Genomic DNA, 19,735 nt, shown 5'->3' with positions numbered 1-19,735 from the left:
GTGCTCAGAACCTCTCCGGGAAGATCAGCGCGAGGACGAGATAGCCCAGCAGGGCGACGGCCACGACCAAGCCGACGACGTTCTCGACGGTCACAGCTTCGCCACCCCCTTGGCGACGAGAGCCACCAACGCGAACACCGCGATCGTGGCGACGACGAAGGCCACATCGGCCATCGCAAGCTCCTGGATGAGGTTCGGATAAGAACGGACCTCTAGAGGGAAGCTGGTTTTCTGGACGGATTCGACTGCCCTTAACGGATCCCATACGGCGGCCCGCACACCCTTGACGCACCCCATACGCGCGCCGTGTCGGGGACGCAGCCGTGCACCTCGGACGAGCCGTCAAGGCCGCATCAGCGACGCGTTAGCGTGGCGTCAATGAACGCGGGAGGGGGCCTGCGCCGGTTTACCGTCGGCGCTATGGACCGCCCTGTCGACGGGGACGAAACCGACGGTGCCATCGGCGCGGCCGGTCGGCACATGCCGCCGCCCGGGACGCAGATCCGCGACCGCCACTGGGCCGCGGAGATGCGCAGCGCCGTCAGGTGTGCCAGTGCGTTCCTCGGGCTCCTGCTACTGGTGGACGCCGCGGCCAATACGTTCACCGCGTTGCGCGCCGTGCTGTGGAGCGGGCTCGCCCTGCTCTTGTTCTTCGTGCTGATGCCGCCCCGCGTCACCGCGGGCGAGGGCTGGCTGTCCGTGCGAACCCTCTTGGGCACACGCCGGGTACGAACGGACCGCCTCATTTCCGCCCGCACCACCGGACATGCCGGTCAGCGCCTGGTGCTGCGGGACGCCCTCGGCGGACGCGTCGAGTTCGATCCCCAGATCCTGGTCGCCAACCCGGCCCTGTGGCACCGGCTCGATGCGGATGCCCGAGTGTGGGCCACCCGAGGGCACACCGCCCAGCGCCCGGCGGCCCTCAGCACACTGGCGACGCGCATCGACCGCGAGACGGCGTGGACGGTCTTCAAGGTCTCCGGCCTGGCAGCGGAATCCGACGATCCACCGGCCCACTGATGCGGGCCTCTTTACGCCGTTTGTACGCATTCGGTGAAATCCTAACGGCTCCTTGACGCCCGGATGCCCCGTTGCCCTTCCCAGCGGTCGCCCGCCCCGGCTTACCCTCGCGCACGTGTTCAACGTGACGGGATCCTGAAACGCCTGGTGATCGGCCGGGCCATGCGCAGCGAGGAGCTGCACGAGACGCTGCTGCCCAAGCGGCTCGCCCTGCCGATCTTCGCCTCCGACCCGCTGTCGTCGGTGGCGTACGCGACCCAGGAGATCCTGCTCGTCCTCCGGTACCTGGTCGGGGACGCGCCGGTGGCCGAGTCCGCCAAGTACGGCATCGCGGCCGAGCCCGGGGACGCACACTTGGCCGGTCTGGCGCTGGTGATGCTGGTGCTGCGCGCGTTCTCCCAGGGCTGCACCGCGCTGACCGGCGTGGAGGCCATTTCCAACGGCGTACCGGCCTTCCGCAAGCCCAAGCCGAAGAACGCGGCGACCACGATGGCCGTGATGGGCGCCATCTCCATCACCATGTTCATCGGTGTCACCACGCTGGCGCTGATCTCCAAGGTGCGCGTCACCGACGACTCCTGCCGGCTGACCGGTCTGGACGGCAGCTGTGAGAGCTACACCCAGCGCACCGTCATCGCCCAGATCGCGGCCGCCGTCTTCGGCGGCGAGCACAGCATCGGCTTCTACTTCATCCAGGCCGCCACCGCCCTCATCCTCATCCTGGCCGCGAACACCGCCTTCAACGGCTTCCCGCTGCTCGCCTCGATCCTCGCCCAGCACCGCTACCTGCCCCGCCAGCTGCACAACCGCGGCGACCGGCTCGCCTTCTCCAACGGCATCCTCGCCCTCGCGATCGTCGCCGGCCTGCTGCTGTGGGGCTTCAAGGCCAACGTCACCCAGCTCATCCACCTCTACATCCTGGGCGTGTTCACCTCCTTCACGCTCTCCCAGACCGGCATGGTCCGGCACTGGAACCGCGAACTGCGCACCGAGACCGACCCGGCCGCACGCCGCAGCCACAAGATCGCCCGCGTCATCAACGGCACCGGCGCCGTCGTCACCGGCCTTGTCCTGCTGATCGTGCTGGCCACCAAGTTCACCCAGGGCGCCTGGCTGGCGGTGGTCGCCGCGACCGTGCTGTGGGTGATGATGCGCGGCATCCGCCGCCACTACGACGCCACCGCCGCCGAGCTCGCCGTCACCGACCCGCGTGATCAACTCGTCCCGCCCAGCCGGGTGTTCGGCATCGTGCTCGTCTCCACCATCCACAAGCCGACCCTGCGGGCCCTGTCCTACGCGCGAGCCTTCCGGCCCGACCAGCTCGAAGCGCTGACCGTCTCCGTCGACCGTGACGAGGCGGCGGCGCTGCGCACACGCTGGGAGGAGTACGGCATCGAGGTCCCGCTGAAGATCCTCGACTCGCCCTACCGGGAAGTGACCAAGCCCGTGGTGGAGTACGTCCGCTCCATCCGCCGCGAAAGCCCCCGCGATGTCGTCGCCGTCTTCATCCCCGAGTACGTCGTCGGCCACTGGTGGGAGAACCTCCTGCACAACCAGTCCGCCCTCTGGCTCAAGAGCCGCCTGCTCTTCACCCCCGGCGTGATGGTCACCAGCGTCCCCTGGCAGCTGACCTCGTCCGCCCACGCCGACCGTCCGGCCGCCCGCGCCCCCGGTTCCGTCCGCCGCGGCGAACCCCCGACCGTGGCCGAGAGCCAGGAGCAACCCACCGGATCCCCGCGCTCATGACCAGCCCCGGTCCGCTCAGGCGAACTCGGCCAGCCGCGGCCGCAACCCGAGCAGCGTGAACACGCCCACCTCCAGCAGCGCCCCGCACGTCCACGGCAGCAGCCCGGTCACGGCGGACCGGCCCTCGCTCGCCGAGGCGGCGAAGTGGCCGCGGTCGACGGCGATCAGCTGATCCAGGGCGGCCATATACGAGCCGAAGTGCGCGTTGGACATGCCGGGTTCCCAGCTGATGCAGAAGGCGACCGCCTCGCGCTGCTTGCCCTGCGCCACCAGCGCGCGGAACCGGCGGTCGTCGCGCTGGTAGACGGCGTACGCCTTGATGGTCTTCTCGGCCGCCGCACGCTCCCCGGCAAAGGTGATGTTGTCCAGCTCCCGGCGATACTCGCCGGTAAAACGCAGATCGTGGTGGTCGACGCGGTAGGCCGCCCAGGTGCGACGCTCCACGGGTGAGGTGGTTTTGGGAGTGGACACGCACCGGGATGCGCATGTGGCTGCGGTGCTCTCCGTGATGGGGCAGTGCTTGCCACCGACGAGTTCCCGGCCACTGCGGCGGGATACCGCGATCTGCTGAAATGGGCCAGGAAGTTGGGAACCGTGGGCGGGCCGGGGTGGAGGGGACCGGCTCCTTCGGCGCGTCCCTGTCGCGCTATCTGCTGGCTCAGGGCGTGGATGTGTTTGACGTGAATCGGATGGATCGGGCAGATCGCTGTCCGCGCGGCAAATCGGATCCGCTCGAAACGATGGCGACCTCCGGTCCCGGCTTCGGACTCACCCTGCACCCAAGTGCCCTTGGGGTCCCCTTCCGCTGGAAGGCGCCCCGCATGGGCACCGGTCGGAGCGGACGATCATCAGAAAAGGGAAGCGGGCAGCGCTCGCCTCCCGCTCAACTACCATCTGTACGTATGGAATTGCCGGAACAGGGTGCTGTCGGGGCGAGCAGTGCTGAGGACCGCGGCGAAGCCGCGGAGGCGGTGGCCGGGATCACCGGTCTGGTGCTGACGGCGACCGGGTGGGAACGTGTGAGGCGTGCCCTTGACCGGATGGAGAGCGCGGTTGTGTCGGGGAACGCGGACGTTTTGAACGCCGCGACGGGACAGCTGGAGCTCGCGACGCCCGCCCGGATCCGAACACCGCTCGGTGAGGAGGGCGAGCCCGCACCGCACGACGTGCTGGAACGAGCCAACCGGCTGGTACACGCGTTGCGCAGCGAAGCCGGGGGCGACGATCGGGTGGAGGGTGAGCCGACCGGTGACGACCCTCACTGACCAGTCCCTGGTCGTCCATTTGTTCACCGCCACGACCGGACGGCGTGCTGCTGCGTCGTACCAGCGGCTGCGCGAGGCGTGGGAGGCGTTCGGGACGGATCTTGATATGACGCTTCCCGCAGTGGCGACCGGACTGCCCGACGTGCTCCCCGAAGAGCTGGCGGGTCTGCCCGCGACCGGAGGACTGGGGGCGCGGCGCAGCCGCGACGGTTTGTCACAGGCGATCCTGCGACGACACCAAGACCTGTTGTGCCTGTCGGTGGCACTCTCGCCCGCTGCGGCTGCCGAGGCGTCGTGGGCGGAATGGGACCGGCGATGGGCGCAAGTCGTCGGTACGACGGGAGAGTGGGTCCTCGGCGAGGCACGGCTTCTGGTCGCCTACCGTAGCGCGGATGACGGGTTCCCGGTGAACACCCAGCTGATGGAGGAGTCGATCCGGGCCGGGCTGTCTTCTGTCGATCCGCTGCCGCGTCTGGGGCCCGGCGTCGACGTGATCCGCCCGCCGGTCACCGTGTGGGAGACGGGCGACACCTCCGAGACCCGGCAGCTACGCCGGTTCGTCGCTGTTGCCGTCGACCGTGGGAGCGAGCCGCAGGAAGTCGAGCGCTGGCTCTGGAGCCAGGGGGGCAGCGCACCACCGTCGTTCGTCCGGTATCTCGCCAACGCGGCCAAGCTTCGCTATGAGATCAGGGTGCGCGCGGCCCACGACAGAGATCCGGGCTCCGACGTGGGGGCGATCGTGGACGCCGCGCTGGCGGTTCTGGACAGGTCCCCGACGGTCGACGAGGCACAGCCGGACGCACGCGGCGACGAATTGGCTCTGTGGCGCAACCGGCTGCTGGCGCTGACCGCCGGCTCCGCCGGGCTCACCCAGCGGATCACCCGCTTGAGGGAGCTGCGCGCCACCGCACAGATCACCGAGGCCAACATGCGCGTCCTGAGTGACGATGCCGGTGTGTCCGCCGATGCTCCCGGCGTGTTCGCGGAGGATATCGCTCTGGCCGGCCGGTTCATCCAGCACCTGACCGACGAACTGGTCTACCTGGAAGCGGACCGGGAACGCGCACGAGATGCGCTGGCGGCTGTGGCGGCCGAGGCGGAGCATGCCGTGCAGCGGCGCCGGGAGATCGTCCAGGAACGGGCCGACGCCCTCCAGCGGCGGCAGAGCGAGACGAATCTGATGCAGACGGCTCTTCTTGGCGCCGTGCTGATGGTCCTGGCCGCCGCGCAGACCTTCGAATACCGGATTCCCCTGCTACCCCGTCCCGCGATTCCCGCCCTCATCGCACTGCTCGGCGCGGCCGCCCTCCTGTTGGGCAGCATGGTGCTGTGGCTCGTTGCCCCGTCGCAGACTGCTGGACAGGGCCGCGGACGGGGGCGAGTCGGCGCTGTGTTGGCCGGCCTGGTCGGCGCCGCCACAGGCTGGCTGGCCGTCACCGTGCTCATGTACGCAGTCACCGGCAGGGCCTCACCCGTCGCGCTGACGCTGGCTGTGGCAGTGCCTGCATTCGGCTGTGGATGCTTCGTCATGCACCGCCGCCTGCACACAGGTGACCGGAGTTGACCGGTGGCGAACACAGTCGGCTGGGAAATCCTGGTTCGCCCACCGAGGTACTAGCGTTTTTCTGCTGAGTGTGCGGAGGGAGAATCATGCGGGTGGACCCCGCCGCGGCCGTTGCCGCGCGTGTGCGCCGATTCGAGACGGAGAGCGACCTGTCGGCGGTACTGGAACCGGAGGCGCTGGCCGATGCCCGCCGACTCGCAGAAGCCTTGCGGGACAGTGAGGTCGGTGAGCCCAGAACCACGCTCGGTTCCCTGTACTGGTACAGGTCGTGGGCACTGCAGCGCGAGGGCCGCCCGAACGACGAGGAAATCGAGGCAGCGGTACAGGTCCTTGTGCCGTGCTTCGTGGCGGGTGGCATACCGCTGCCCGAGCTCTTGCTGCCTCTGCTCGCCCGTGCCGCCGTCCCTGCCGCGCTGGCCATGCTCCAGGAGATGCGGGAAGAAGCGGGCCCCGATCTGCGTGCCGTCGTTCCGGGCCTGTGGGGCCGCATTGTGGAAGCCACGCCCCCCATGGTCAGCGCATCCCGTGCCTTCGGCTTGGCCAAACTCAGTGAAGCTCTGCTGCTGCGATTCAAGAAGGAGGGAGTAAAGCCCGATCTCGAGGCAGCGATCACCGCCGCCCGGGAAGCCGTGCAGCGGGTCTCCTCCGAAGATCCCAGCCGGGCGCGATACCTGCACGCTCTGGGCGAGGCACTGCAGGCACGGCACCAGGACACGGACGACCGGAACCCACTCGGCGAGGCAGTCACCGTCTTCCGCCAAGCCGTACTGACCGCGCATCCCGACGACCCGGGCCAGGTGATGTACCGGGCCCACCTGGCGGACTCCTTGCTGGAACAGTTCCGCAGAAGCGAGACGACCGAGCACCTCGACGAGGCCATTGAGGCGCATGCGCTGGCAGTGCACCCCGCACACCTCGACAACGGCGATCCAGGGCGGGCCAGGCTGCTGGGCAACCTCGGCATTCTCCTGCGAGAACGCTTCGAACGCACTGGGGAACCCGGGTATCTCCACGAGGCCGTCGCGGCGAGCCGTAGTGCCCTGGAGGCCGCCCACGAGGACGCCCCCAACCGTGCGGCTGTCCTGTCGAATCTGGGAGCATCCCTTCGGAACCAGTTCGGAATCACCGGTCAGCAGGAAATTCTCGACGAGGCCGTTCTCCTGCTGCGCGAGGCCGCGAGTCTGACTCCCCGTGAAGACCCCGGCGTGGCTGTGTTTCTCTCCAACCTGGGGGCAGCACTCGGTGACCGGTTCGCACGTACCGGCGCACAGGCCGACCTCCAGGAAGCGATCGAACATCTGCGTGAGGCCGTCAAGGGTGCTGTGCCACCGACCGGGTCCGGGCCGAAGTCGAGTGTGTTCTGGGCCAACTTGAGCGGGCTTTTGAGGAGGAATTTCGAGCGCTTCGGCAATCCGGCGGACCTGGACGAATCGATCGAGGCCGGCCGGCAAGCCGTTGGCCTCACCCCCGAGGATCACGTCAACCGGGCCATGCACCTGTCCGCCCTGGCAGCCGCTCTCGGCTACCGGGCCGACACACCCACCAGCCAGCCGTCCCATCTGGAGGAGATGGTCGACATCTGCCGCCAGGCCCTTCGCGCGGCGCCTCTCGGCCACCCGCTCCACGTATTGTGCCTGTCCAACCTCAGTGACGCCCTCCGCCTTCAGCACCAGCGCACCGGCGGGGAGTCCGGAAACCTGGACGAGGCAGTCGAAACGGCCCGAGCGGCAGTGCAGGCCGGATCCGAAACCGATCCCTACAGGGTCGTCCACCAGTACAACTTGGGGCGGGCTCTTCGGGTTCGCGCCCAAGAAGGCGCGGACGCCGCGGGCCTGGACGCGGCGACTGAGGCTTACGCCGCCGCCGCATCGAACACCGTCGGCGCGCCGGCCTGGAGGATCAGCGCAGCGGGTTCGGCCGCGGAACTGGCCCAGGACCGGGGCAACACCCGTTACGCCGCCGAGCTCCTGGAGAACGCCGTGCGTCTGCTTCCGGACACCGCCTCGCGGCGACTCACCCGTGTCGACCAGCAGGACGCCCTGAGGAGCCTGTCCGGACTGGCCGGCGATGCCGCCGCCCTCGCCCTGGCCGCCCATGGCCGAGCGGGCGCCGCACGCGCGCTGGGGCTGCTGGAGCAAGGCAGAACAGTGCTGCTCAGTCAGGCTCTCGACACCCGCAGCGACCTGACGGACCTGCAGCAGCGACATCCCGCTCTGGCTGCCCGCTATGCGGAGTTGCGCGACCAGCTGCACGCCTCCGGGGTTCCCGTGCACTTCGGCAGCAGGGGGCCGGCAACGAACTCACCGACGCACGTGCTCCTTGACCGGCACGGGCTCTCCACTCAGTTCGCCGAGACCGTCGATGAGATTCGCGGGCTCGACGGCTTCCACACCTTCCATCTCCCGCCTAAGACAGAAGAGCTCGTGCAGGAGGCGTCCCACGGCCCCGTCGCGGTACTCAACGTCAGCTCGCACCGCAGCGACGCCATTCTTGTGCGGACCCAAGGAATCACCAGCATCGAGCTGCCCTCACTCACGGTGGAAAACGTCAGCGAAAAGCTCTTCCAGTTCCACAAATCGCTTGCTGACGTCCACGATCCCAGCCTTGGGCAAGACGAACAGAACCGTGCGCAGGATGCGCTGCACGATGTCCTGGAATGGCTGTGGGAAGCGGCTGCCGAACCTGTCCTCGAACGGCTGGAGATCCGCGAATCATCGTCGGAGGGAGCGGCTTTGCCGCGGATTTGGTGGGTCCTCGCAGGCCCGCTCGGCTTACTGCCCATCCACGCTGCCGGCCGCCACCGACAAAGGACCGGCCACACCGTCATGGATCGCGTCATCTCCTCCTACACTCCAACGATCCGTGCCCTGAGCCACGCGCGACGGCGAACCCCGCCAACGGCTCCTCCCGGAAAAGCGCTGATCGTGGCTATGCCGAGCACACCCGGGGCTCACCCGCTGCCCTACGTACGCAGCGAAGTCGAGAACCTCAAAAGGCGACTGCCTCAGCATGTCGTCCTCACCGACGATCCAGGTACCAACGCGGAGCACACACACGATGCAGTAGCCACCGCGGCCAATGTCTTTTCTCACCTGGCCGACTGCTCCATCGCACATTTCGCCTGCCACGCTGTCAGCGATGCCGCGGACCCTTCTCGCAGTGGCCTACTGCTCCACGGCCACCGGACAACACCGATGTCTGTCGCCGCTCTCGCCTCGGCCAGCCTGGTCCACGCTCGGCTGGCCTATCTGTCGGCGTGCCGAACCGCGCTCACGGCAGACCTCCGCCTTGTGGATGAGGCGATTCACCTCACTTCTGCGTTCCAACTCGCTGGATTCCGCCACGTGATCGGCACTCTCTGGGAAGTGAACGACAGGCTGGCCGCCCGGGTCTCTGACCGCTTCTACGCCAGTCTGCTCGACCTTACGGACAGAATCGAAGACGACAAGGTCGCCACCGCGTTGCACCACACGATGCGCGCGCAACGCGACAAATACGTCGATACGCCGTCTTTGTGGGCAGCTCATGTCCATGTCGGGCCGTGACCCACTGTGCGAACTCCAGGACATTTGCGGTTGTCCAGCGAACCGGCGAGCCCAAGCCAGTGAAAGAGCGTATGCACTTCGACATCACTTCAACCAACCCGCCCGCCGAGCAGCAGCGTGTCGAGGCGCTCGGCGGGTACCGGCTGGAGGAGTGCAACGCCGGCGGTTCCCGGGGATGGCGGACCACTAAAGCAATGAGTGGTGTGCAGCGTGAAGTTGCTGGTCGCGGGTCTGGTGTGCGCGGGCTTCGGAGTGCTCGGGCTGGTTGCGGGCGGATGACTTCCGTCAAGAAGGTCGGTCAGCGGTCGACTTCGCAGTTTGTCAGGTCCGCTAGGGCGTGTTTCGAAAGTAGCGTTTCCCGGCCACCGCGGCGGGATACCGCGATCTGCTGAAGTGGGCCAGGAAGTCGGGAGCCGTGGGGCAGGCCGGGGTGGAGGGGACCGGCTCCTATGGGGCGTCCCTGTCCCGCTATCTGCTGGCCCAGGGCGTGGACGTGTTCGACGTGAATTGGATGGACCTGGCGGATCGTCGGCGGCGCGGTAAATCGGATCCGCTGGATGCCCAGAACGCGACGCGAGCCGTTTTGAGCGGGCGGGCCTGTGCTCGGGCGAAAGCGGGAGACGGGCCGGTACAGATCGCGAGAACGTACAAACTCACGAAGGTGTCGGCCGTCAAAGCCCGCACCACCGATGCGTGTGGTCACGAGGAGGTCGGTGCGGAGACGGTGGTGCAGGCCACCCGGATCACGCTGGGCCTGCTGGCTCACAGGATCGGCCAGCTCTCAGAGGAGATCCGGGATGTAGAGGCTCGTCTGACCCGGCTCGTGGAACGGCATGCCCCGCAGCTTCTCGACGTGGTCGGCATCGGTCCGGGCACGGCGGTCACGTTGCTGATCACGGTGGGGGACAACCCGGAACGGCTCGACAGCGAAGCGTCGTTCGCCGCGCTGTGCGGTGTCAGCCCTGTTGAGCGCTCCTCCGGACGCCGGCAGTACCGTCGCCTCAACCGCGGCGGCGACCGGCAGGCCAACGCCGCGCTCGGCTGGCCCTCGCTGCGGCAGGCCCAGGGGAAGCAGCGGTTGACCACCCCGTTCTCCGGCTTCTCCGCAGTGGTTCGGGCGTCCCAGTTGCTGTCGACGGCGGTCGATGCGGCGCCAGTGACTTGGTCGATCTGGTGCCTGGGCAGGCGGTTCCCGGGAGCGGTGCAGGAATCCTGCCCGAGCGGCCGACCCGCCGCACGGCGGCACGCCCCGGTGCGAAATACTCTCCCGATGAGTTCACGCACTTCCCCGATCAGCCGGCCGGTCACGATACGGAGGGCCGTCGCGCGGGATGCCAAACGGCTCACCCGGCTCGTGCGTGGCTCAAGCGCCTACGAGGGTAAGTACGCAGCCGCAGTCGCGGGCTACCGAGTCGGGCCTGATTACATCGAGGCCCACCGCACCTTTGTGGCCGTCGGCTCCGACGAGCAGGGAGGCCGGGTCCTCGGGTTCTATTCGCTCGTCCTTGCTCCACCAGAGCTCGACCTATTGTTCGTTGCCGACGAAGTGCAAGGACGGGGTATTGGACGGCTGCTCGTGGCGCACATGCAGTCCGAGGCCCGTGCCGCCGGGCTCGAGCGTGTCATGGTCGTGTCGCATCTTCCCGCCGAGGACTTCTACCACCGTGTTGGCGCGGTGCGGACCGGGACCGCGTTTGCGAACCCGCCCGCCGTGCCGTGGGACCGTCCCGAATTCGAGTTTCGCATTCCTTCGGGATGACGCGGTGTGCCGGTTGGCGAGGCACCGGCTTCGCTGCGTGGTGGCCGGCTTGCCGGAGCCGCTGGACGCCGCGCGCTCCGTGTGTGTGGCTCCTCTGCCCTGGCGCCGTGATCGCCTGCGCCAGCGGTCTGCCCCCAAGGCCCGGACGTCCCAGGCCAGGGCCTGGGCGGGATCTTCATAGAGATCTGCCAGGTGGTGAGCGAGAGAGCAGCGGTGAAGCTGGTCGCCCGTGACACCGACCGCGGACCACAGGGTCAGAAGCTTCTGGCGGGCAGAAGCGATGTCACCGGCTCGGCCTTCGCTGCCGGCTTGGCTTATGGCTTCCATGGTCGGGTCGGGTCGGGGCTGACGGGTGCGGTGGTCATGGGTGTTCCTCGTCGTCATTCTCAGGCGGAGCGGCCGGGCTTGATGGGCATGGCCAGGGTGGTGAGATCGCCGCGGTCGGCGGAGCGGATCGTGACGGGCTGGTCGTTTCCCCTCAGGTCGAGCATCACGTCGGGGCCGGATCGCGGTGCTCACGGCGGGACAGAGCATGGTCAGCTCGAAGCAGATCTGGAGGGTCTGCCCCGTCGCGGTAGCCGGGAGCGGGATGTCGGGGTGCTCGTCATCTGCTGACACGACTCGCCGTCCCCCGACCCAAGAACACCAACGCTCCCTTCCGCGGCCTGGGCGCCAGCAAGGGCACCTCCCGCGGTGCCGGCGGCAAGTCCCGAAAGGCGGGCGAGGCCCGCAAGCTCGCCGAGGCCCGCAGGGCCGCCCTCGTGCGTCGCAACGGCTGAGAGCCGTTGCCCTGGCAGCCTGGCCACGGGATCGACAACTCTTGGCCCAGCCCGAAGCCGTCCTGTGTGCCTCACCTACGAAGTCAACGCCTTTGGCCGCTGGGAGGGATGCTCGCCGAAACGGAGCAGGATGATGTTGCCGGCGCCTCGCACTGCGCCCGGCATGACAAGCTGTGCTTGCCCACCCCCCGAACCCAGGAGGTCACCATGACCGTGGAGCCCGTATCTGCGGAAGGTTCGGAGCTGGCTGCCCCCGAGACGTCCCCTCTGGAGCCGGACAGCGACGGCAACTACGACCTCAAGCGCAAGTTCCGCGAAGCCCTGGCGCGCAAGCGCGGTGCGCAGGCGGATGCCGTTGATATTGCCGCCAAGTCCGATGCATCGAAGGTGCGTTCGGCGCACGGCCCGGCTGCGAGCCAGCGGTCGTTCAGGCGCAAGAGCGGCGGCTGAGTCGATGAGTCTTGCGATCTAACCGCTTCACCGGCACTCGCGCTATCCACTTGCGCGTCCCGTGCAGTGGCCCGCGACGTGCGCATGCCTTGCGTGCCCCTGTACCGCTGTGTATTTCGACTGCGGTTGTCCGGGGTGACTGTAGGCATCCGTGTGGCAAGGACATTCGTTCCCCGTCCTGCTGCGGCTGAACGACGCACAGACGGTCGCGTTCCGGGCAGCGGTCGCCTTCGTGCCCAGCCACGACGTGCAGGTGCTGTCTGCCCCGAGTGGACGCTGTCCGATCTTGTGCAACATCTGAGCGGGGTGCACCGCCATGTCACCGGTTCCTCCCGCGGCTTCGGCCGCGAGTTTGCGCAGGCGGCCCTGGAGCGCGGTGACAGGGCCGTCGCCCGCAACACCGACTCCCTCGCGGACCTGTCGGCCGCCCACGGCGAGGCGATCCGCCTCGTCGAGCCCGGCGGCTTCGCCACCGTCCGGTCCGGGCGTGCCCGACCTCGATGCTCGCGGGGCCGCCACCGGAACCGCGGAGAGTGAACGGTGCTCTGCGGAGCCCGGTTGAGGCCGACATCGCCCGGCGTCTTGGGTGTCTGGACGAAGCTGGTCAGACGTGTCTGTGTGATGCTTTGCAGTCGGCAGTCGGCAGTCGGCAGTCGGCAGTCGGCAGTCGGCAGTCGGCAGTCGGCAGTCGGCAGTCGGCAGTCGGCAGTCGGCAGTCGGCAGTCGCCGGTTTCCGGTGGTGGACGACAGGGTCCTCAGTCAAGTTCGGCCAGGTGGTCGGCGGAGCCCCCATGCCACTCGATCATGAAAAGGGTGGCGTCGTCACTGGTGCGCCCGCCCCGCTGGTTCTTCAGAGTGTGGGAGAGGCGGCGCAGATCTGCTCGCACCCCTTGTGACGGCTCCTTGCCCAGGCGGTTGACGCAAGCAATGAGTCGTTCCTCACCGAACGGCTCTCCGCCCTCGACGCGCTCCTCGATGATGCCGTCGGTGTAGCACAGGACCCGGTCGCCTTGCTGGAGTGTGTGCTCTTTGATCGGCGGCAGTTCACCGCCGAGGCCGATGGGCAGCGTCGTCGCGCTCTCCAGCTGCTGCACGACCCGGCCGTCGCGGATCAGCAAAGGGGCGGGGTGGCCCGCGTTGACCAGCTCCAGCTTGCCGGTGGCGATGTTGATGTGCATCAGCTGTGCTGTGACGAAGTGGTCGGGTCCGAACTGCTGGGAGATGGCGTTGTCCATGAACGCATACTTCTCGGGCAGGCTGACGAACCCGCGCCGGGCATGGCGGTAGGCGCCAATCGCGATGGTCGCCGCCGTGGCGGCGTCCAAGCCGTGGCCCATTGCGTCGATTACGGCCGCGTGCAGGATGCTGTCGTTGAGGGCGTAGTCGAAGCTGTCGCCGGCGACCCGGTAGGCGGGTTCCAGCATGCCGGCGACAGCGACCTGTGGGACGGACATCGACAGCGGCGGCAGCAGGCTCCACTGGATCTCGGCGGGCACGCTCATCGGCTCCCGGCGGCGGGCCAGGAAGAACTGGTCGGTGTAGGCGTCCTTGGTGACCAGCAAGTCGGCGACCAGGGTTGCGAGCCTGCGCAGCACCCGCCGGTCGTCGTCGCCGACGGCATCCAGGGTGAGGGCCATCACCCCCACCTTGTCGCTGCCGTCCAGCAGCGGCAAGTACATCCGGATGCCGTCAGCCTGCTTCACCTCGACAACCTCCACGCGCGCGAAGGCCCGGCCGGCGGAGGAGTCTGCAATCGGCTGGGCCTGGCTAACGCGCAGCTTCCTGCCCGGCAGCGCCACCAGCACTTCCTGCGCGTAGTCCTGAAGCAGGATGGAGACATCACGCCCGCCGATCGTGGCCATTTCCTCCGCGATCAGCGGGGCAATCAGCTGCGGCGGTATCAGCTGCGCCCGATCCAGCAGCAGGCCGAGCAGCCGCTCGCCGAAGCCTTCGGATCGGTCCACCGCACCGTCTGCCATGGCCCGCCTTCCTTCACTTCCTCACTCGTTGACGCCGGGGAGCTGGAGGGATCAGGCGGCCTGCTGGGGCCCACTATCCACCCCTCCCATCCTGTCTGGTCAGCCACGCCCCGGCCACTCGTAGGCACCAGCTGCACCATCAGCACTGCGGCGGCCGAGGCGTGACCGGTGGGGCCGCGACTCGTCGGACAGAGAGAAGCAAGTCTGATGATTGCATCCCAGCGGCAGGCCCTGGACGTCATGGCCCAGGGCCTTCGCCAGCGTCAGCACCCGGTCCGCCGCCCACAGTGCGACCCAGGTAACCGAGGCCGATGGTGGCGGTGAGGTCGCCCGCGGCGGTGCCCAGCGCGAACGTGGCCAGCACGGCGGCCCAGTAGAAGCTCTCGCGGCGCCGGGAGCTCGTGGTGCTGGAGGACACCGTGCGCCGTACCACCGCGGCCCACCGCGAGTGGGCCTCCGTCGCCGCCGGGCTGCACCGGCTGGGCGTTCGCCCGCCCTGTCTGGTCACGGGAGTGAACGACGTCCCGATCGCCTACTACGCGTGGCTGTTCCTCCGCGGCGACCGTCGGCCACGATGCCAACACCACGTCGGCCGGCATCCGGCGAACCGCCCGCCGCCTGCCCACTGCCACGCTCGTGGCACCGGGCGTTGGCCCGCCCGGCTATGCCCGCGCCTGGACCGAGCACCGGGTGGCCGGCCTGCGCGTATACCGAGCACCCGCCCCGGCGGCGGGAGGGCGGCAGTGAGCGTCACCGGCGTTCCGCTGTCCCGCGGCCTCGGCCGGCCCTGGCAGCTCGCCGTCACCGCGGCCGTGGTGGTGGCGGCCGTCTGGGTGCTCGCCGCACACCGGCACACGGTGGACGCCGGCGCCGACCGCCTTGCCGTCGCCGATCGCGCCCGGCTGCTGGCGGCCTGCGGGGCCGCTCTGGCGACCTGGGCGTGCGCGGCCGTCGCCCAGCAGGGAGCGGTGGCCGAACGGCTGCCCGCCGGGCGGCTGGTGGCGGCACAGTTCGCCGCATGTGCGGTCAACCACGTGCTGCCTGCCGGGGTCGGCGCAAGCGCGGTCAATCTGCGGTTCCTCACCCGCTGCGGTCTGTCCACCGCCCGCTCGGCGACCGCGCTCGCGGTCAAGGCCGCCGTCGGCGGGCTGGTCCGCTTCGCGCTGGCCGTCGTACTGCTGCTGGCATCGCCCCGACCCCGCGGCTTTCGCCGACCGTCCCGCGCGCCTGCGTCATGCTCTCGGTGGTCGGCGGTGTCGCCGTGGTCGCCGCAGTCGTGGCGCTGAGCCGTACGGCGCGCCGCGGTGTGGGGCGCGCGGTCGGCCGGGTCCTGGCCGACGTGCGGGCGGTGCACGGCCGACGGGCCAGGGCATGCGCCTTGTGGGGCGGCTCTCTGGGCTTCGCCCTGTTGCAGATGTCGCTGCCGCTCACCGGCGAGTGACGGCTGGGATGGCCGATGTGTTCGAAACTGGCCCAGTGCGTGGCGGATGCCAGGGGGCCGGGCCCCGCGGGGGCGGGGCGCCCTCCGCGGCGGCCGGACGCCTGCTGCCACCGAGGCGGAGCCGACGAACACGGAAAACACCGCAGGCGGGCACGTAGTACCGCGGTACTACGCGCCCGCCGCGGTTCAGCCCCCCGGTACCACCGGATTCGGGTGATTCGGCACCTAGCGTTGCCGGTGAGGCGTCCGAAGTGACGGACGCCGGAGCCCGACAGGGAGAACGCGAATGATCGACGCACGGCGGTTGACCAAGAGGTACGGCGAGAAGACGGCCGTCGACGGGCTGGACTTCGTGGTGAAGCCCGGCACGGTGACCGGCTTCCTCGGGCCCAACGGCGCGGGCAAGTCCACGACCATGCGCATGATCGTCGGCCTTGACGCCCCGACGAGCGGCTCCGTCACCGTGAACGGCCACCCCTACGCCCACCACCGGGCGCCGCTGCAGGAGGTCGGCGCCCTGCTGGAGGCAAAGTCGATCCACCCGGGCCGCTCGGCCTACCAGCACCTCAGAGCACTCGCGCTCACCCACGGCATTCCCGGCAGCCGGGTCGACGAGGTCATCGGCCTCGCCGGTCTCGACAGCGTGGCGAAGAAGCGGGCCGGCGCCTTCTCCCTCGGCATGGGGCAGCGGCTTGGCATCGCGGCGGCGCTGCTGGGAGATCCGCAGACGGTGATGCTGGACGAGCCGGTCAACGGGCTGGACCCGGAGGGTGTGCTCTGGATCCGCAACCTGCTCAAGGGGCTCGCCGACGAGGGGCGGACGGTGTTCGTGTCGTCGCACCTGATGAGCGAGATGGCTCTGGTCGCGGACCACCTGATCATCGTGGGGCGCGGGCGGCTGCTGGCCGACACGACCGTGGCGGACCTGATCCGCGAGGCGGGCGGCGACACCGTGAAGGTCGCCACGCAGGACCCGGCGAGGCTGCGCGACGTGCTCGCCGGACCCGGCGTCGACGTCACCGGCCGGATCGGCTCCGAGGAACTCCAGGTGAGCGGCCTGACCGCCCGTGAGATCGGACTCAGGGCCGCCGAACACGGCATCGCACTGTTCGAGTTGAGCGCGCGGACCGTGTCGCTGGAAGAGGCGTTCATGGACCTGACCAGGGATGCCGTGGAGTACCACGGCTCCACGACCGCGATCGAGACGCTTGGGAGGCCCGCATGAGCACCCTCACGGCAACGGCCGAAGAACCCCGTACCGCCCCCGTCCGCCCCGCCTACCGGGTGACCGGACGGCGCGTGCTCGCCTCCGAGTGGGCCAAGCTGTGGTCCTTGCGCTCGACCTGGATCACCCTCGGCCTCGGCCTGCTGTTCCTGGTGGCCTTCGGGCTGATCGCCGCGAGCCGCTACAAGTCCGAGATCGGCTCCAGCCACATGGACCGCGACTTCGCCGCCTCGACGGCCGTCAGCCTTTCCCTCTTCGGCACGAACTTCGCCCAGCTGGCCTTGGGCGTGCTCGGCGTGCTGGTCACGGCGGGCGAGTACTCCACCGGGATGATCCGTTCCACGCTCGCGGCGGTGCCTCGCAGGCTGCCCGTGCTGTGGTCCAAGGCGGCCGTGTTCGGGCTGGTCGCCCTCGTCGTGGGGACGATCGGCGCGTTCGTCGCCTTCGTGTTCGGCAGCGTCATCGTCTCGGGAACGCCCGCGGCCATGAGCCTCTCCGACGCGGGCGTCCTGCGGAGCCTGCTCGGCGCGGGCCTCTACCTCGGGCTGGTCGGCGTGATCGGGGCCGCGCTGGGCGCGCTGCTGCGGTCGGTGGCCGGCGGGATCTCGGTGCTGGTCGCCGCCCTGATGCTGATCCCGGGGCTGATCTCCCTGCTGCCCAGCTCCTGGCAGAACGACATCAGCCCCTACCTGCCGTCCAACGCGGGTCAGTCGATGTTCGCGCTGACCCACGACTCCACGGCCCTCTCGCCGGGCGCCGGACTGCTGGTCTTCGTCTGCTGGACGGCGCTGGCGCTGGGCGGCGCGGCCTACCGGCTCGCGCGCACCGACGTCTGACGCCCGCACCATGGACAGGTGACGTCCGTGACCTCCGATGACATCAGCGGGATGGGACCGCTGGTCGCCCGGCTGTCCCGGGGCGGCCAGCGGCTGCGCCACGCCGACCGGACACATCCGTGGGTGCTGGACACCGTGGTCGTGATCGTGGTCTTCCTGATGTTCTGCCTGCCCGACCTGCTGCGCGGCGGTGTGGACGGCGGCGACGGACCGCCCCGCTTCCGGCTCGCCTTCACCGAGTTGCCCCTCGCGGGAATGCTGGCACTACAGGCCGGACTGGTGCTGCCCCTGCTTTGGCGGCGGCGCAAGCCCATGGCGGCCTTCGGCGTCATCGCCGCGGTGTTCGTCCTCCAATGGTCCCTGGGCGCGGCGCTGCGCGCGGACGTCGCCCTCTTCATCGCCCTGTACAGCCTGGCCCTGCACGGGCGGCTGCGGCAGCTGCCGTGGGCCTGTGCGGCCATGGCGGGCGCCATGGCGCTGGTCGCGGTCCGCGCGTCCTCGGCCGTGTCCGTGTGGGACGCGCTGTTCTTCCTGCTGAGCACGGCGACGGCGGCGCTCGCGCTCGGTCTGGTGGTGCGCATCCGCCGGGCCCAGCTCGCCGGCCTGCGCGAGCGGGCGGCCCGGCTGGAGACGGAGCGCGACCAGCGCAGCAGGCTGGCCACGGCCACCGAACGCACCCGGGTCGCCCGCGAGATGCACGACATCGTCGGCCACAACCTTTCCGTCATCATCACGCTCGCCGACGCCGGCGCCTACGCCACGGACTTCGCACCCGAACGGGGCAAGGAGGCGCTGCAGCTCATCGGCGACACCGGCCGGCAGGCCCTCGGCGAGCTGCGGCGCGTGCTCGGCGTACTGCGTGAGGCCGCGGACGGTCCGGCCGGCGGGCCCGAGCTCAGCCCCCAGCCCGGCATCGCGGACATCGGCGCGCTGTGCGCCACGGTGCGCGCCGCCGGACTGGAGGTCGTCTACCGGACCTCCGGCGACGTCGAGGCCCTGGACGGTGGGGTCCAACTGACGGTGTACCGGATCGTCCAGGAAGCCCTCACCAACACCATGAAGCACGCCGCCGGCGACGCCCGGGTGCACCTTGCGGTCGTCGTGACGGGCGCCCGGCTGAGCATCCGGGTCCAGGACACCGGCCCGGCCACACCGTCCGGACCGCCGAACGAGGAAGGACACGGCCTGGTGGGCATGCGGGAGAGAGCAGCTCTGTACGGCGGAACCGTCAGCGCGGGGCCGACGGGCGGCGGAGGATGGAACGTCGAGGCCGTCCTCGACCTCACACCCCAAGGCGGTGACCGATGACCACCGTGCTCATCGTGGACGACCAGCCGCTGCAACGCTACGGCTTCCACATCCTCCTGGACTCCGTCGCCGAGACCGACGTCGTCGGTGAGGCGGCGCACGGCGCCGAGGCCGTCCGCAAGGCCGCCGAACTACGCCCGGACGTCGTCCTGATGGACGTCCGCATGCCCGGCATGGACGGCATCGAGGCCACCCGTCGCATCGTCGCCGCCGGCGGTCGCTCGCGCGTCCTCGTGCTCACCACCTTCGACCTCGACGAGTACGTCCACGCCGCGATCCGGGCCGGCGCCGGCGGCTTCCTCCTCAAGGACGCGCGCCCCGAGGAGCTCCTCGCCGGCATCCGCGCGGTCGCCTCCGGCGACGCCGTCATCGCACCCGCCCTCACCCGCCGCCTCCTGGACGAGTACGCCCAGTACGTCCCCGCCCACCGGGGCGACTCCGTCGAGGACCCGAGGCTCGCCTCCCTCACCGACCGTGAACGGGAGATCCTCGTCGCCGTCGGCAAGGGCTGGACCAACGGCGAGATCGCCGCCCGGTTCGTCCTGTCCGAGTCCACGGTCAAGACCCACGTCGGCCGCGTCCTGGCCAAGATCGGCGCCCGCGACCGCATCCAGGCCGTGATCTTCGCCTACGACCTCGGCCTGGCCCGGCCCGGCGTGGACTGAACCGATGAGCGGCGGCCGGGCAGGACGCGCTGACGGCCGGGGGCGGGCGGGTGAGAGAGACCCGGCCCGGGCCGGCCGGTACGGGTTCGGGGTAAGAGACAGTCGACCGGCGGGCTCCCGGGGGGGTTAGATGACACCGCAGACTGTGCGATG

The 19,735-nt window shown here is 69.6% G+C and carries 20 protein-coding genes and 4 pseudogenes; 17 read left to right on the top strand and 7 right to left on the bottom strand.

Annotation, left to right across the window (positions count from 1 at the left end; genetic code table 11):
* Nucleotides 1-4 precede the first annotated feature (4 nt).
* Nucleotides 5-94 (bottom strand): K(+)-transporting ATPase subunit F, encoded by a 90-nt coding sequence (kdpF, locus tag ACIBTS_RS07460; RefSeq protein WP_037770757.1) that lies wholly within the window; start codon nt 92-94, stop codon nt 5-7.
* Entirely contained in the window at nt 91-297 is a 207-nt protein-coding gene (locus ACIBTS_RS07455) for a hypothetical protein (RefSeq protein ID WP_399317303.1), read from the bottom strand. Before ACIBTS_RS07455 ends, kdpF begins: the two co-directional genes overlap by 4 nt.
* 123 nt (nt 298-420) lie before the next feature.
* Between ACIBTS_RS07455 and ACIBTS_RS07450 the strand changes: the two genes are divergently transcribed.
* Together ACIBTS_RS07450 and ACIBTS_RS07445 are read left to right on the top strand one after the other, a co-directional pair.
* Nucleotides 421-1,020 (top strand): hypothetical protein, encoded by a 600-nt coding sequence (locus ACIBTS_RS07450; protein ID WP_399317301.1) that lies wholly within the window; start codon nt 421-423, stop codon nt 1,018-1,020.
* Between the two features lie 162 nt (nt 1,021-1,182).
* On the top strand, nt 1,183-2,766 hold the full coding sequence (locus tag ACIBTS_RS07445) for an amino acid permease (RefSeq protein ID WP_399317299.1): 1,584 nt from the start codon (nt 1,183-1,185) through the stop codon (nt 2,764-2,766).
* A gap of 15 nt (nt 2,767-2,781) precedes the next feature.
* Here the strand turns inward: ACIBTS_RS07445 and ACIBTS_RS07440 are convergent, their stop codons facing one another.
* Nucleotides 2,782-3,210 carry a hypothetical protein gene (locus ACIBTS_RS07440; protein ID WP_399317297.1) on the bottom strand — a complete coding sequence of 143 codons (429 nt, stop codon included), beginning with the start codon at nt 3,208-3,210 and terminating at the stop codon, nt 2,782-2,784.
* A 128-nt stretch (nt 3,211-3,338) separates the two neighbouring features.
* On the opposite strand from ACIBTS_RS07440, the gene ACIBTS_RS07435 reads away from it, so the two are divergent.
* The 6 genes and pseudogenes from ACIBTS_RS07435 (at nt 3,339) to ACIBTS_RS07410 (ending at nt 10,899) form a co-directional block, all read left to right on the top strand.
* The gene (locus ACIBTS_RS07435) at nt 3,339-4,031 is read left to right on the top strand and encodes a CATRA system-associated protein (protein WP_399317296.1); all 693 of its coding nucleotides are present in this window, start codon (nt 3,339-3,341) and stop codon (nt 4,029-4,031) included.
* Entirely contained in the window at nt 4,003-5,595 is a 1,593-nt protein-coding gene (locus tag ACIBTS_RS07430; RefSeq protein WP_399317295.1) for a CATRA conflict system CASPASE/TPR repeat-associated protein, read from the top strand. The genes ACIBTS_RS07435 and ACIBTS_RS07430 overlap by 29 nt, the downstream gene beginning before the upstream one ends.
* Nucleotides 5,596-5,681: 86 nt before the next feature.
* Entirely contained in the window at nt 5,682-9,140 is a 3,459-nt protein-coding gene (locus ACIBTS_RS07425; RefSeq protein ID WP_399317294.1) for a CHAT domain-containing protein, read from the top strand.
* On the top strand, nt 9,110-9,532 hold the full coding sequence (locus ACIBTS_RS07420) for a VOC family protein (RefSeq protein ID WP_399317292.1): 423 nt from the start codon (nt 9,110-9,112) through the stop codon (nt 9,530-9,532). Before ACIBTS_RS07425 ends, ACIBTS_RS07420 begins: the two co-directional genes overlap by 31 nt.
* Nucleotides 9,505-10,170, top strand: a pseudogene (locus ACIBTS_RS07415) (transposase); the annotation flags it as partial. The gene ACIBTS_RS07420 and the pseudogene ACIBTS_RS07415, both read left to right, overlap by 28 nt.
* Nucleotides 10,171-10,410: 240 nt before the next feature.
* Nucleotides 10,411-10,899 carry a GNAT family N-acetyltransferase gene (locus ACIBTS_RS07410; protein WP_399317963.1) on the top strand — a complete coding sequence of 163 codons (489 nt, stop codon included), beginning with the start codon at nt 10,411-10,413 and terminating at the stop codon, nt 10,897-10,899.
* A 129-nt stretch (nt 10,900-11,028) separates the two neighbouring features.
* Here the strand turns inward: ACIBTS_RS07410 and ACIBTS_RS07405 are convergent.
* Nucleotides 11,029-11,283: pseudogene (locus ACIBTS_RS07405) on the bottom strand (hypothetical protein); the annotation flags it as partial.
* Nucleotides 11,284-11,285: 2 nt separating this feature from the next.
* Nucleotides 11,286-11,511: pseudogene (locus tag ACIBTS_RS07400) on the bottom strand (transcriptional regulator); the annotation flags it as partial.
* Between the two features lie 11 nt (nt 11,512-11,522).
* Here ACIBTS_RS07400 and ACIBTS_RS07395 point away from each other — a divergent pair.
* From ACIBTS_RS07395 to ACIBTS_RS07385, 3 genes and pseudogenes are all read left to right on the top strand, one after another.
* A pseudogene (locus ACIBTS_RS07395) lies at nt 11,523-11,678 on the top strand (RNA helicase); the annotation flags it as partial.
* Nucleotides 11,679-11,885: 207 nt separating this feature from the next.
* Nucleotides 11,886-12,128: a DUF5302 domain-containing protein gene (locus tag ACIBTS_RS07390; protein ID WP_399317291.1), complete on the top strand. Its 243-nt coding sequence runs from the start codon at nt 11,886-11,888 to the stop codon at nt 12,126-12,128.
* Nucleotides 12,129-12,416: 288 nt separating this feature from the next.
* The gene (locus ACIBTS_RS07385) at nt 12,417-12,665 is read left to right on the top strand and encodes a hypothetical protein (RefSeq protein WP_399317290.1); all 249 of its coding nucleotides are present in this window, start codon (nt 12,417-12,419) and stop codon (nt 12,663-12,665) included.
* A 218-nt stretch (nt 12,666-12,883) separates the two neighbouring features.
* Here the strand turns inward: ACIBTS_RS07385 and ACIBTS_RS07380 are convergent, their stop codons facing one another.
* Together ACIBTS_RS07380 and ACIBTS_RS07375 are read right to left on the bottom strand one after the other, a co-directional pair.
* Nucleotides 12,884-14,107, bottom strand: a complete 1,224-nt coding sequence (locus tag ACIBTS_RS07380) for a PP2C family protein-serine/threonine phosphatase (RefSeq protein WP_399317288.1) — start codon at nt 14,105-14,107, stop codon at nt 12,884-12,886.
* A 238-nt stretch (nt 14,108-14,345) separates the two neighbouring features.
* On the bottom strand, nt 14,346-14,525 hold the full coding sequence (locus tag ACIBTS_RS07375) for a hypothetical protein (RefSeq protein WP_399317286.1): 180 nt from the start codon (nt 14,523-14,525) through the stop codon (nt 14,346-14,348).
* Nucleotides 14,526-14,850: 325 nt separating this feature from the next.
* Here ACIBTS_RS07375 and ACIBTS_RS07370 point away from each other — a divergent pair, with 325 nt between their 5' ends.
* From ACIBTS_RS07370 to ACIBTS_RS07345, 6 genes are all read left to right on the top strand, one after another.
* Nucleotides 14,851-15,393 carry a lysylphosphatidylglycerol synthase domain-containing protein gene (locus ACIBTS_RS07370; RefSeq protein ID WP_399317284.1) on the top strand — a complete coding sequence of 181 codons (543 nt, stop codon included), beginning with the start codon at nt 14,851-14,853 and terminating at the stop codon, nt 15,391-15,393.
* Nucleotides 15,369-15,548 (top strand): hypothetical protein, encoded by a 180-nt coding sequence (locus ACIBTS_RS07365; RefSeq protein WP_399317282.1) that lies wholly within the window; start codon nt 15,369-15,371, stop codon nt 15,546-15,548. The genes ACIBTS_RS07370 and ACIBTS_RS07365 overlap by 25 nt, the downstream gene beginning before the upstream one ends.
* Before the next feature lie 286 nt (nt 15,549-15,834).
* Nucleotides 15,835-16,773, top strand: a complete 939-nt coding sequence (locus ACIBTS_RS07360; RefSeq protein ID WP_399317280.1) for an ATP-binding cassette domain-containing protein — start codon at nt 15,835-15,837, stop codon at nt 16,771-16,773.
* Nucleotides 16,770-17,609, top strand: coding sequence for an ABC transporter permease (locus ACIBTS_RS07355; protein WP_399317279.1), 840 nt, complete (start codon nt 16,770-16,772; stop codon nt 17,607-17,609). Before ACIBTS_RS07360 ends, ACIBTS_RS07355 begins: the two co-directional genes overlap by 4 nt.
* A 27-nt stretch (nt 17,610-17,636) precedes the next feature.
* Complete coding sequence (locus ACIBTS_RS07350; protein ID WP_399317277.1) at nt 17,637-18,917, top strand: sensor histidine kinase; 1,281 nt, start codon at nt 17,637-17,639, stop codon at nt 18,915-18,917.
* Entirely contained in the window at nt 18,914-19,582 is a 669-nt protein-coding gene (locus tag ACIBTS_RS07345; protein ID WP_399317276.1) for a response regulator, read from the top strand. The genes ACIBTS_RS07350 and ACIBTS_RS07345 overlap by 4 nt, the downstream gene beginning before the upstream one ends.
* Nucleotides 19,583-19,735: the final 153 nt, after the last annotated feature.

This window comes from Streptomyces sp. NPDC050121, from assembly GCF_044460385.1.
Classification (GTDB): Bacteria; Actinomycetota; Actinomycetes; order Streptomycetales; family Streptomycetaceae; genus Streptomyces; species Streptomyces soliscabiei.
Note: the sequence above shows the minus strand (reverse complement) of the source record. Positions and strands in the feature narration are given on the sequence as shown.

Coding starts and splice junctions, on each gene's coding strand:
- ACIBTS_RS07455 (WP_399317303.1), bottom strand. CDS start 297: ATGGGGTGCGTCAAGGGTGTGCGGGCCGCCGTATGGGATCCGTTAAGG.
- ACIBTS_RS07450 (WP_399317301.1), top strand. CDS start 421: ATGGACCGCCCTGTCGACGGGGACGAAACCGACGGTGCCATCGGCGCG.
- ACIBTS_RS07445 (WP_399317299.1), top strand. CDS start 1,183: ATGCGCAGCGAGGAGCTGCACGAGACGCTGCTGCCCAAGCGGCTCGCC.
- ACIBTS_RS07435 (WP_399317296.1), top strand. CDS start 3,339: ATGGGCCAGGAAGTTGGGAACCGTGGGCGGGCCGGGGTGGAGGGGACC.
- ACIBTS_RS07425 (WP_399317294.1), top strand. CDS start 5,682: ATGCGGGTGGACCCCGCCGCGGCCGTTGCCGCGCGTGTGCGCCGATTC.
- ACIBTS_RS07410 (WP_399317963.1), top strand. CDS start 10,411: ATGAGTTCACGCACTTCCCCGATCAGCCGGCCGGTCACGATACGGAGG.
- ACIBTS_RS07390 (WP_399317291.1), top strand. CDS start 11,886: ATGACCGTGGAGCCCGTATCTGCGGAAGGTTCGGAGCTGGCTGCCCCC.
- ACIBTS_RS07380 (WP_399317288.1), bottom strand. CDS start 14,107: ATGGCAGACGGTGCGGTGGACCGATCCGAAGGCTTCGGCGAGCGGCTG.
- ACIBTS_RS07360 (WP_399317280.1), top strand. CDS start 15,835: ATGATCGACGCACGGCGGTTGACCAAGAGGTACGGCGAGAAGACGGCC.
- ACIBTS_RS07355 (WP_399317279.1), top strand. CDS start 16,770: ATGAGCACCCTCACGGCAACGGCCGAAGAACCCCGTACCGCCCCCGTC.
- ACIBTS_RS07345 (WP_399317276.1), top strand. CDS start 18,914: ATGACCACCGTGCTCATCGTGGACGACCAGCCGCTGCAACGCTACGGC.